The sequence below is a fragment of the Wolbachia endosymbiont (group A) of Lypha dubia genome, from assembly GCF_964028575.1.
GTDB lineage: Bacteria > Pseudomonadota > Alphaproteobacteria > Rickettsiales > Anaplasmataceae > Wolbachia > Wolbachia pipientis.
Window position 1 is genome coordinate 610936 of record NZ_OZ034796.1, and the last position, 12940, is coordinate 623875.

At 35.6% G+C, this 12940-nt stretch carries 8 protein-coding genes and 1 tRNA gene; all 9 read left to right on the forward strand.

Features of this window, described 5'->3' with window-relative positions:
* Position 1 precedes the first annotated feature (1 nt).
* Positions 2–1174 (forward strand): elongation factor Tu, encoded by a 1173-nt coding sequence (gene tuf / locus ABWU72_RS03205; RefSeq protein ID WP_353283866.1) that lies wholly within the window; start codon positions 2–4, stop codon positions 1172–1174.
* 13 nt (positions 1175–1187) lie between these two features.
* Positions 1188–1260 (forward strand) — tRNA-Trp (locus ABWU72_RS03210).
* A gap of 10 nt (positions 1261–1270) precedes the next feature.
* Complete coding sequence (gene secE, locus ABWU72_RS03215) at positions 1271–1480, forward strand: preprotein translocase subunit SecE (protein ID WP_006279543.1); 210 nt, start codon at positions 1271–1273, stop codon at positions 1478–1480.
* Positions 1470–2306: a transcription termination/antitermination protein NusG gene (gene nusG / locus ABWU72_RS03220; RefSeq protein WP_353283867.1), complete on the forward strand. Its 837-nt coding sequence runs from the start codon at positions 1470–1472 to the stop codon at positions 2304–2306. Before secE ends, nusG begins: the two co-directional genes overlap by 11 nt.
* A gap of 2 nt (positions 2307–2308) precedes the next feature.
* Positions 2309–2749, forward strand: a complete 441-nt coding sequence (locus ABWU72_RS03225) for a 50S ribosomal protein L11 (RefSeq protein WP_006279541.1) — start codon at positions 2309–2311, stop codon at positions 2747–2749.
* Between the two features lie 4 nt (positions 2750–2753).
* Positions 2754–3407 carry a 50S ribosomal protein L1 gene (gene rplA / locus ABWU72_RS03230; RefSeq protein ID WP_065094732.1) on the forward strand — a complete coding sequence of 218 codons (654 nt, stop codon included), beginning with the start codon at positions 2754–2756 and terminating at the stop codon, positions 3405–3407.
* A gap of 12 nt (positions 3408–3419) precedes the next feature.
* Complete coding sequence (gene rplJ / locus ABWU72_RS03235; RefSeq protein WP_006279539.1) at positions 3420–3938, forward strand: 50S ribosomal protein L10; 519 nt, start codon at positions 3420–3422, stop codon at positions 3936–3938.
* 26 nt (positions 3939–3964) lie between these two features.
* On the forward strand, positions 3965–4366 hold the full coding sequence (rplL, locus tag ABWU72_RS03240; RefSeq protein ID WP_353283868.1) for a 50S ribosomal protein L7/L12: 402 nt from the start codon (positions 3965–3967) through the stop codon (positions 4364–4366).
* 58 nt (positions 4367–4424) lie between these two features.
* The gene (locus tag ABWU72_RS03245; RefSeq protein ID WP_353283869.1) at positions 4425–12938 is read left to right on the forward strand and encodes a DNA-directed RNA polymerase subunit beta/beta'; all 8514 of its coding nucleotides are present in this window, start codon (positions 4425–4427) and stop codon (positions 12936–12938) included.
* The last annotated feature ends 2 nt before the right edge of the window (positions 12939–12940 follow it).

Sequence of the window (12940 nt, forward strand, 5' to 3'; positions counted from 1 at the left end):
TATGACAGCAGTAGTGGAAGCATTTGGAAAGCCACATGTAAATGTGGGAACAATAGGACATGTGGATCATGGGAAGACAACGTTAACAGCAGCGATAACAAAGCATTATGGAAATTTTGTAGCGTATGATCAGATAGATAAGGCGCCAGAAGAAAGGAAGAGGGGGATAACGATAGCAACAGCGCATGTTGAGTATCAGACGGAAAAAAGGCATTATGCACACGTTGATTGTCCTGGACACGCTGACTATGTAAAGAACATGATAGTAGGTGCAGCACAGATGGATGCGGCGATATTGGTAGTGTCGGGGGTTGATGGGCCAATGCCACAAACGAGAGAGCATATATTGCTGGCGAAGCAGGTAGGTGTTGGATATATCGTGGTGTATATAAATAAAGTTGATGTTGCTGATGCTGATATGATAGATTTAGTAGAAATGGAAGTGAGGGAATTACTGAGTAAATACGGATTTCCAGGGGATGAAGTGCCTGTGGTGGTTGGTTCAGCGCTCAAGGCGCTGGAGGATGACAGCAGCGAATATGGAAAGAAATCAATAGATAAATTGATGGAAAAGTTAGATGAATATGTAGCGGTTCCACCAAGGCCTGTGGATTTACCATTTTTATTGCCAATCGAAGATGTATTTTCGATATCGGGGCGAGGAACAGTGGTAACAGGAAGAATAGAGAAGGGAGAGATAAAGACGGGAGAAGAGATAGAGATAATAGGTCTGAAAGCGACGCAAAAGACGATATGCACAGGTGTAGAAATGTTTAAGAAGTTGCTGGATAAGGGAAGTGCAGGACTCAATGTAGGAATATTGTTAAGAGGAACAAAAAGAGAAGAAGTAGAGAGAGGGCAAGTATTGGCAAAACCGGGGACGATAACGCCGCATAGAAAGTTTAAGGCGGAGGTTTATATATTAAAGAAAGAGGAAGGAGGAAGGCATACACCATTTTTTGCGAATTACCAGCCACAGTTTTATTTAAGGACAACGGATGTAACTGGGAGCATAAAATTGCTAGATGGGAAGGAGATGGTAATGCCAGGAGATAATGTGAGTGTAGAAGTAGAATTGCAAGTACCGATAGCAATGGATAAGGGATTGCGTTTTGCGATAAGAGAAGGCGGTAGAACTGTTGGTTCTGGTGTTGTTTCTGAAATTTTGGAGTGAGAGTTTGAGTTATAGGAGTGTAGCTCAATTGGTAGAGCGCTGGTCTCCAAAACCAGAGGTTGTAGGTTCAATTCCTATCGCTCCTGCATTAATGTTGTGGTGGAAATGTTAAAAAGTTTGTGTGGTTTTTTCTGTGATATAAAGCAAGAAATACGAAGAATTGCTTGGGTAAAGAAACAGGAGGTGTTGTCATCTCTATTTGTTGTAATGATTGTTATATTATGCTTTTCGATTTTCTTCTGTTTTGTGGATTTTATGTCTCTTTACGTAATTAAGGCTTTATTTGGAATTATTTATGGAATGTGAATATAAATGGTATATCATTAAAGTTGATTATGGATATGAGCAAAACATACGCGAATTGGTAAGTAATGCTGTTTATTTTAAGGAAGTGTTTATTCCTTATCAAACGGTATGTAATTCAAAGTCTGATATAAAAGAATTATGTGAAGTGTATGTATATATGCATCTGTGTGATGAAAGCAAAAATATTTTGAATCAAACGCCAGGATTCTGCAGTGGCGAATCTGGTGATTTTGAGATGATTTCAGATGATGAGATAAGTTTAAAGTTTAAAGAATTTAATAGATATAAATGGTATATCTTGAGAGTTGCTTCCAATTGTGAAGAGAAAGTGCGCCAACATATATTGGAAAATTCTATGAGATTGGGTGTTAATGATTACTTTAAGGAAGTTTTTATTCCATATGAAGAGCTAAGTGAAGTAGAGTTGAAATCTAAGAAAATTGCTACACGAAGGAAATGCTTTCCTGGTTATGTCTTTTTATACGTGAATTTATGCGATGAAGTATTGAATTTTATCAATAATATACCAAAATCTCTTAAGGTTTATGGATTTTTGAAAAACGGTAATATTCCAAAGGTGATTTTGGATGATGAGATTCACTCAATGTGTAATGCACTTTATAATGCTCAAGAGACAAAGAAGTTAGGTTATGGTTATGAAAAAGGTGAAAAAGTGAAAATTAATGATGGTCTTTTTCAAAATTTTACTGGTAAGGTAAATATGGTAAACGATGAGAAAAAAATTATTAATGTGGAAGTATCGATTTTAGGTAAGCCGACAATAATAGAGCTTGATCTGGCTCAAGTAGAGAAAATAGAGGATTAATTATGAGTGTTATAGTTGCTAAGATTAACTTACTTATGGAAGCTGGGAAAGCAGTTCCAGGACCGAAAATTGCTTCAGTACTTGGTCCACGTGGTATACCTGTTCCTAAGTTTTGTGAAGCTTTTAATAAAGTTACTAGTGCTGCTAACGCTAATTATAAAGTAGGCGATTTAGTAACAGTGCGAATTTCCATAAAGGATGATCGCTCTCATGATTTTACTGTCAGCGGTCCGCCTGTGGCTTATTTACTTAAGCAGGAGGCTAAATTAAGTAAAAGTTCTGGTAATCCTGGTAAAGAATTAGTGGCTAAATTACCTATGTCTGCTATAATTAAAGTAGCAAAGTGCAAGATGGTTGATATGAAAGTGGATAATGAAGATTCAGCAGTGAAAATGGTTGTAGGCACTGCAAAATCTATGGGTATAGAAGTTGTGGAAGGTTAGGTAAATGAATACATATAATGATAATCCTAAGCAGTGTTTGAAGAAGATTGTTGAGTCTGCTTCAGCAAAATTTAATGAATCAGTTGATATTGCGGTCAATTTAGGCGTAGATTCACGTAAATCTGAAGAGCAGGTGCGTGGTACAGTAGTTTTGCCTAAAGGTATCGGGAAGAATATTAAAGTAGCTGTTTTCGCTCAAGATAAACATTTATTAGAAGCTGAAAAAGCTGGTGCTGATATTGCAGGAGGAGAGGATTTAGTTGAAGAAATAAAAAAAGGTAGAAAGTTAGATGTTGATTGGTGCATTACTACTCCTGATTTTATGGCAAAAATCACTCCTATTGCAAAAGTATTGGGTGCTAAAGGGCTGATGCCTAACCCTAAATTTGGTACTGTGACTTCTAACATTGCAGAAGCTATTAAAACCATTAAGTCTGGTCAGGTAAAATTTAGAACAGATAAAAATGGTGTTATTCATGGTAAATTAGGAAATATTAAATTTGATATTGATGACTTGCTAGAAAATTTAAAAGCCTTTCTTAAAGTAATTAAAGATAATAAACCTATTTCTGCGAAAGGAATTTACTTTAAGGGTGTTTTTTTAAATTCAACTATGGGTAAAGCTTATAAGATAGGCAAAGTGGAAGATATAATTTAAGGGAGTGATACCGTGAAGCGTAAAGATAAGGATGAATTTATACAGAGCACAATAAACGTATTTGTAAATAATGATTTCTTGATATTAGTAAATTTTAAATCTATAAATGCTAATGATTCATTAACTCTGAGGAATAGTCTGAAGTCTATAGCAGGTGGGGTATTAGTAGTTAAAAACACTCTAGCACGCTTGGCTTTGGAAAGGACTGGTAAATTCTCTTATTTATCAGGCAAATTTTCCGGTCCTGTTGCTATTATATACTCTAGTGGCATAGTAGAAGCTGCAAAATTAATAGTTGATTTTACTAATGCTAACAAAGAAAAAATGTCTGTGATTTGCGCAGCTCATTTAAATGAATTGTTAACAGTGGAAGATGTTAATAAACTGGCTAAGTTGCCTTCTCTGGATGAATTGCGTGTTAAAATTATGCGTTTAATATCTTATGATATTCCTGCTCGGTTAGCGTTGTCTATTAATTCATCTTCTATGAGGCTTATGAGAGTTTTGGATTATTATAGTTCTAAAAAATAAATTTGTTGTTAAGTAAGGTGGTAATTATGAGTAATGTAACAAGTGATTTGGTTGATAAAATATTATCTTTAAACCTATTAGAGGCTTCTGAACTTGTAAAAGTTTTAGAAGAGAAAATAGGGTTGCCTGCTGGTTCTTTTCTTGGTGGAGCTGTTGGTGCTGGGGCGCTTATTGGTGATAATGCTGCTGCTCCTGCTGCTCAAGAAAAAGCTGAGTATAAAGTTGTGATTAAAGAAATTGATGCGAGTAAAAAAATAGGAGTTATTAAAGCTGTGAGAGAGGTTAATTCTACATTTGGTTTAAAAGAAGCAAAAGAGTTGGTTGAATCTTTACCTAAAGATTTGACTGCTAATGTTCCTAAAGACGAAGCAGAAAAAATCAAGCAAAAACTTATTGAAGCAGGAGCAACTAAAGTGGAGCTTGAATAATATTTAATGTATTAATTTTATATTGATATAGCTCTTTTAATTAGTTTGGGGTATTTTAATGGTTGATTCTTCTTATATGTACGCTTCTGGTGCTTTTGTTCCTAGAGTTTCTTATTCTAGGTCGATTGATTTAAAAGATTCTTTATTGGATTTGGTTAAGGTTCAAAAAGAATCATATGATTCTTTTACTCCTAAGAATAAGGGTAATGAAAGACTTGAAGTTATCTTTCATACAATCTTTCCAATAAATGATCCTTTGCGTAGGGCTACTATTGAGTTTATAAGTTGTAGGGTAGATGATCCTAAGTATGATGAATCTGAGTGTATAAAGCGTGGTGTAACTTTTTCTGCTCAGGTTATTGCTTCTATACGTCTTGTTGTTATGCAGGATGGTATTTCTCTTGATGAATATAAATCGATTAAAGAGAGTGGAGATCATTCTAAACTTGCAACCGTTGTAAAATCTATAGAAGAGCAGAAAGTCCACTTTTGTGGGTTGCCTATGATGACTGATAAGGGCACTTTCATCATTAATGGTGTGGAAAAAGTTATCGTCTCACAAATGCATAGGTCTCCTGGTGTATTTTTTGATAGCGATAAGGGAAAAACTTACAATTCTGGTAAATTGATCTATTCTGCTAGAATTATTCCTTATAGGGGTTCTTGGCTTGATATTGAATTTGATGTTAAAGACCATTTGTATTTTCGTGTTGATAGAAAAAGAAAATTGCCAATTTCAGTTTTATTAAAGGCGTTGGGTCTATCAAATAATGATATACTCGATAGATTTTATGAGAAAATAAAGTATGTAAAACATAAAGATGGTTGGAAAGTGCCTTTTGTTCCTGATAAATTTAAAGGAGTGAGGCTGCCTTTCGACTTAATGGATATTGAAGGTAATGTGCTGCTTAAAGCTAACGTTCGTATTACCTCAAGACTAGCTAAAAAGCTATATGATAATGAATTGAAAGAGTATCTGGTTCCTTTTAATTCTATATGTGGTTTATTCCTCGCAGAAGATTTAATGGATAGTGCTAGCTCTACGAAAATTTTATCTGCTGGTAAATCTATAAAGCTGGAAGACATAAAGAAGCTTGAGTTATTATCTGTAGATGAAATATCAGTGTTGAACATAGATAATTTGTTTGTTGGACCTTATATATTAAATACGCTTTTCTTAGATGAAAACATGTCTTATCAGGATGCACTATATGAAATATATAGAGTTTTGCGTCCTGGTGAAGTTCCTGTTTTAGAGATAGTAGAAGAGTTTTTCCGTAATCTTTTCTTCAGTCCGGAATATTATGATTTGTCTAACATTGGTAGGTTGAAGCTTAACTCTTACCTTGGATTAAATTATGATGAGGATTTAACTGTTTTAACGCATGAAGATATTATTGAAATTGTGAAAAAAATAGTATTGTTACGTGACGGTCAAGGATCTGTAGATGATATTGATCATTTAGGAAACAGAAGAGTAAGATCAGTTGGAGAGTTTATAGAAAATCAATTTAGAACTGGGTTGTTGAAATTGGAACGCGCAATAGTTGATTCTATGTCCACTTCTAGTTTAGATAAAGTTTCTCCATCTGATTTTATTAATCCAAAAGTGTTAACTAATGTCTTAAGAGATTTCTTCAATTCTTCTCAATTATCTCAATTTATGGATCAGACTAATCCGTTATCTGAAATAACACATAAAAGAAGGTTATCCGCGTTAGGTCCTGGCGGTTTAACAAGAGAACGGGCAGGATTTGAGGTGCGTGATGTTCATCCAACTCATTATGGAAGAATTTGCCCTATTGAGACTCCTGAAGGGCAAAATATAGGGTTAATCAACAGCTTAGCTATATACGCGCGTATTAATAAATATGGTTTCATTGAAAGCCCTTATAGAAAAGTAGTCAATAGGGTTGTTACTGATCAAATTGAGTATCTTTCTGCTATAGACGAAGGCTCACATCATATAGCTGACACTAGCGTAAAGCTTGATGAAAATAATTGCTTTGTTGATGACATGCTATACTGTAGATATGCTGGTAGCTTCGTCATGGTAAGTAGCGACCAAGTTAGTTACATTGACGTATCTCCTAAGCAGGTAATATCAGTTGCAGCTTCCTTGATTCCATTTTTAGAAAATGATGATGCTAATAGAGCATTAATGGGCTCAAATATGCAACGTCAGGCCGTACCTTTATTGAAGCCTACCGCTCCTCTGGTTGCTACTGGTATGGAGTCTTTTGTAGCTTCTGGCTCTGGTGCTGTAGTTTTAGCAAAACGCGATGGCATAGTTGATAGTTCTGATAGTAACTCTATAGTTATACGTGCTTTTGATAAAGAAAGGGTTAACTACTTGGACGTAGATATTTATCATCTAAGGAAATTTCAGCGTTCTAACCATAATACTTGTATTAATCAAAGACCGCTAGTGTGCGTAGGTGATTATGTTAAAAAGGGTGATGTAATAGCTGATGGTCCTGCAATTAACAGTGGTGAGTTGGCGCTTGGTAAAAATTTGCTAGTCGCTTTTATGTCTTGGCAAGGTTATAATTTTGAAGACTCTATTATTATTTCTAGTGAAGTTGTTAAAAAAGATCTCTTTACTTCTATTCATATAGAAGAATTTGACTGTGTTGTACATGATACCCCTTTAGGATCAGAAAAAATAACTCGTGCTATACCTGGTGTTAATGAAGAAAATCTATATCACTTGGATGATAGTGGTATAGTGAAAATTGGTACAAGAGTTGGTCCAGGCTATATTTTGGTAGGTAAAGTTACACCTAAACCTTCTCTTTCATTGCCTCCTGAAACGAAGTTATTAATGACAATTTTTGGTGAAAAGTCATTCGATTGTGCGGATTCCTCTTTATATACATCTCCAGATGTTGAAGGGACAGTAATTGATGTACAAGTCTTTACACGCAGGGGGATTGAAGAAAATGAAAGGGCATTACTCATCAAACAAAAAGAGATAAATGACTTTGAGGAAGAGCGAGATTATATAATCAATGTTACTAGTGAATATTTCTATGATGAACTGAAGAAACTTCTTATTAATTCTGGTTCTCAAGATCGAGAAAAATTTGACTCTATTGAACGTGAGCAATGGTGGGGTATAGGATTAAAAAACCAATCCATTTCTGAGCAAGTTAAGAGCTTAAAAAAAGATTTTGATGAAAAAGTATCACATGCAATAGCACAGTTTAAGCGAAAAGTAGAAAAATTACATGAAGGTTATGACCTGCCTCAAGGTGTGTCGATGTCAGTAAAAGTTTTCATTGCTGTGAAACATAGTCTGCAACCAGGGGATAAAATGGCTGGTAGACATGGAAATAAAGGTGTGATTTCTCGAGTTGTGCCAGTGGAAGATATGCCTTATTTGGAAGATGGTACTCCTGTTGATATTATTCTTAACCCTCTTGGTGTTCCTTCACGAATGAATGTAGGGCAAATACTGGAAACGCATGTAGGTTGGGCTTGTAGAAAATTAGGGGAAAAGGTAAGTAATATTCTCGATGAGATCAATAAGATCAAAAGTGCTTTTTGCAAGGGAATTAGGTCCCTTAACGATGATAATTTTACACAATTTGCAGTAGCATACCTTGATAATAAAAAAATTGAAAATATTGATGATGATGAAATAACGGCTTCTGTTTTAAATACACCTAATAAGAATGCACTAAATGACGAGTTGAATGAGTTAGTAGAGAACTATTTGAACTCTTGTAAAAGTTCATACAGCAATTTACGTAACTTCCTGATTGAGGTTTATAGCTATGGCAGTAACGTATCTATCTGTAATGATATTCGTAATATTAGTGATAATAATCTCATTGAATTTGCACGCAAATTACGTGATGGCGTTCCTGTTGCTGCACCTGTATTTGAGGGTCCAAAAGATGAACAAATAGCAAAATTATTTGAACTTGCTGGTTTAGATAACTCTGGACAAGCTGTATTATATGACGGTTGCAGTGGTGAAAAATTCGACCGCAAGGTTACAGTTGGTTACATGTACATGCTTAAGTTGCACCACTTGGTTGATGGTAAAATTCATGCGCGTTCAGTAGGGCCTTATAGTTTGGTTACTCAACAACCTCTTGGAGGAAAATCTCATTTTGGTGGTCAGCGTTTTGGTGAAATGGAATGTTGGGCATTACAAGCCTATGGTGCTGCTTATACTTTGCAGGAAATGTTAACTGTGAAGTCTGATGATATTAATGGTAGAGTTAAGATTTATGAATCGATAATAAAAGGTGACAGTAATTTTGAATGTGGAATTCCTGAATCCTTTAATGTGATGATAAAAGAACTACGTTCTTTATGTTTAAATGTAGATTTAAAGCAAAATGATGTAGTGATTGAAGATATATCTCACACTAACATTGCACAACCTTTTAATGAGGTTAGCATATCGATTGCTAGCCCTGAAAGTATTAAGCGTATATCTTGTGGTGAGATAGAAGATGTTTCAACTGCAAATTATCGTACGTTCAAAGTTGAGAAAGGTGGATTATTTTGCCCTAAGGTTTTTGGCCCTGTCAATGACGATGAATGTTTATGTGGAAAATACAAAAAAAGAAGACACAGAGGTCGCATATGCGAAAAATGCGGAGTAGAAGTTACATCTTCTAAAGTAAGAAGAGAAAGGATGGGTCATATAGAGCTTGCATCTCCTGTTGCTCATATATGGTTTTTGAAATCGCTTCCTTCAAGAATTGGAGCATTATTGGATATGTCTCTCAGAGATATTGAGAATATTTTATATAGCGATAATTATATCGTAATAGATCCTCTTGTTTCGCCTTTTGAAAAAGGTGAGATTATTAGTGAAAAAGCTTATAATGAAGCTAAAGATAGCTATGGGATCGATAGTTTTGTAGCTATGCAAGGTGTTGAAGCTATAAGAGAGTTGCTAACGCGCCTTGATTTACATGAAATTAGGAAGGATTTAAGACTAGAATTAGAATCTGTTGCTTCTGAGATAAGAAGAAAGAAAATTATAAAGAGATTGCGTATTGTTGAAAACTTCATTAAATCTGGAAATAGGCCTGAGTGGATGATACTTACAACTATACCTATTTTACCACCTGATTTGCGTCCTTTGGTATCGCTTGAGAGTGGTCGTCCTGCAGTTTCTGATCTGAATCATCATTATAGGACTATTATTAATAGAAATAACAGGTTGAGGAAATTGTTGAGCTTAAATCCTCCTGAGATTATGATTCGTAATGAAAAAAGGATGTTACAAGAAGCAGTTGATTCTCTTTTTGATAATAGTCGTCGTAATACTTTGGTAAATAAAGCTGGTGCTGTTGGATATAAAAAGTCCATTAGTGATATGTTAAAAGGAAAACAGGGTCGTTTTCGCCAGAACCTCTTAGGAAAAAGGGTAGACTACTCTGGACGTTCTGTAATAGTTGTTGGTCCAACTTTGAAACTAAATCAGTGTGGATTACCAAAAAGAATGGCTCTTGAACTATTCAAACCTTTTGTTTACTCAAAGCTTAAGATGTATGGTATGGCTCCAACTATTAAGTTTGCTAGTAAGTTGATAAGAGCAGAAAAACCAGAAGTTTGGGATATGCTTGAAGAGGTAATAAAAGAGCATCCTGTTTTGTTGAATAGAGCGCCTACGCTACATAGACTTGGTATTCAGGCTTTTGAGCCAATCCTTATTGAAGGCAAAGCAATACAGCTTCATCCGCTTGTCTGTACGGCGTTTAATGCTGATTTTGATGGTGATCAAATGGCAGTGCATGTGCCAATTTCATTGGAAGCTCAGCTTGAAGCTAGGGTGTTGATGATGTCCACTAATAACGTTTTAAGTCCTTCTAATGGCAGACCGATTATAGTTCCTAGTAAAGATATAGTACTTGGTATATATTATCTGACTTTACAAGAACCTAAGGAAGATAATTTACCATCTTTTGGTGCTTTTTGTGAAGTTGAGCATTCCTTGAGTGATGGTACTTTACATATTCATTCTAGTATAAAGTATAGGATGGAGTATATTAATAGCAGCGGTGAAACTCACTATAAAACTGTTTGTACAACTCCTGGCCGTTTAATATTATGGCAAATTTTTCCTAAGCATGAGAATCTAGGCTTCGATCTAATAAATCAGATATTAACAGTCAAGGAAATAACTGGTATAGTTGATTTGGTATATCGTAACTGTGGTCAAAGTGCTACAGTGGCATTTTCTGATAAATTAATGGTACTTGGCTTTGAGTATGCCACATTTTCTGGTGTCTCTTTTGGTCGTTGTGATATGGTTATACCTGAAACTAAAGCTACACATGTTGATCACGCGAGGGGTGAAATTAAGAAATTCTCTATGCAATATCAAGATGGGCTAATAACTAGAAGTGAGAGGTATAACAAGGTTATAGATGAATGGTCTAAGTGTACGGATATGATAGCTAATGATATGTTAAAAGCAATATCTATATATGATGGAAATAGTAAGTACAACTCAGTGTATATGATGGTTAACTCTGGTGCAAGGGGTTCTACTTCACAGATGAAACAGCTAGCAGGAATGCGAGGGCTCATGACCAAACCTTCTGGTGAGATTATAGAAACACCTATAATTTCTAATTTCCGTGAAGGATTGAACGTATTTGAATACTTTAATTCTACTCACGGTGCGCGTAAAGGTTTAGCTGACACTGCACTTAAAACTGCAAACTCTGGATACTTAACTCGTCGTTTAGTTGATGTATCTCAAAATTGCATAGTTACAAAGCATGACTGTAAAACAAAAAATGGTCTTGTTGTGAGAGCTACAGTTGAAGGAAGTACTATAGTTGCATCTCTAGAGAGTGTTGTGCTGGGTAGAACAGCTGCAAATGATATATATAACCCAGTGACAAAAGAATTATTAGTAAAAGCAGGGGAATTAATTGATGAGGATAAAGTAAAGCAAATCAGCATTGCAGGTCTTGATGTTGTAAAAATTAGATCGCCTTTAACTTGTGAAATAAGTCCTGGTGTATGTTCTTTATGTTATGGAAGAGACCTTGCAACTGGTAAAATTGTTTCAGTAGGTGAAGCAGTTGGTGTTATAGCTGCTCAATCTGTTGGAGAGCCAGGTACTCAGTTAACGATGCGTACTTTTCATATAGGTGGAGTAATGACTAGAGGCGTTGAATCCTCGAATATTATAGCTTCTATTAATGCTAAAATAAAGTTAAACAATAGTAATATAATTATAGATAGAAACGGAAATAAAATTGTGATAAGCCGTTCCTGTGAAGTCGTGTTGATTGATAGCCTTGGTAGTGAGAAGTTGAAGCACAGTGTACCTTACGGCGCTAAGCTTTATGTAGATGAGAGTGGGTCAGTAAAAATTGGCGATAAAGTTGCGGAATGGGATCCTTATACATTGCCTATTATCACGGAGAAGACTGGTACAGTGTCTTATCAGGACTTAAAAGATGGAATTTCGATCACTGAAGTGATGGATGAATCTACAGGAATATCAAGCAAAGTAGTAAAAGACTGGAAATTGCATTCTGGTGGAGCTAATTTACGTCCTCGTATTGTGCTGCTTGACGATAATGGTAAAGTAATGACACTCGCAAGTGGCGTTGAAGCATGTTATTTTATACCAATCGGTGCAGTGCTCAATGTACAAGATGGCCAGAAGGTTCATGCAGGTGATGTTATTACAAGAACACCAAGAGAGTCAGTTAAAACTCGTGATATTACTGGTGGTTTACCGAGGGTTATAGAGTTATTTGAAGCACGTCGTCCTAAAGAGCATGCTATTGTTAGTGAGATAGATGGCTATGTAGCGTTTTCTGAAAAAGACCGTAGAGGAAAACGCAGTATATTAATTAAACCTGTAGATGAACAAATTTCTCCAGTTGAATATTTGGTATCAAGAAGTAAGCATGTAATAGTCAATGAAGGTGATTTTGTACGTAAAGGTGATCTATTGATGGATGGTGACCCTGATCTCCATGATATTTTACGTGTGCTTGGGTTAGAAGCTTTAGCGCACTATATGATTTCTGAAATACAGCAAGTTTATAGATTGCAGGGTGTTCGTATAGACAATAAGCATTTAGAGGTGATCTTAAAACAAATGCTACAAAAAGTGGAAATTACTGATCCTGGTGATACTATGTACTTGGTTGGCGAAAGCATTGACAAGCTGGAAGTTGATAGGGAAAATGATGCTATGAGTAACTCTGGCAAACGGTCTACTCATTATCTTCCTATTCTGCAGGGGATTACTAGGGCAAGTCTTGAAACTAGCTCCTTTATTTCTGCTGCCTCTTTCCAAGAGACAACAAAAGTACTTACAGAAGCAGCATTCTGCGGGAAGAGTGATCCTTTAAGTGGATTAAAAGAAAATGTTATAGTAGGAAGATTAATTCCTGCTGGTACAGGTTTGATTATGAATAAGATCAGAGCACTTTCACTTTGTGATAATGTGGATAAATATGAAAAATATTTTGATATTGAAACTTATGACGAGGAATGGTTGATGGATAATGGTTGTCATTTACACTCTGGTGAGGAAGAGAGCGTAGTGGCATACGATCAGTCGAATTGAGT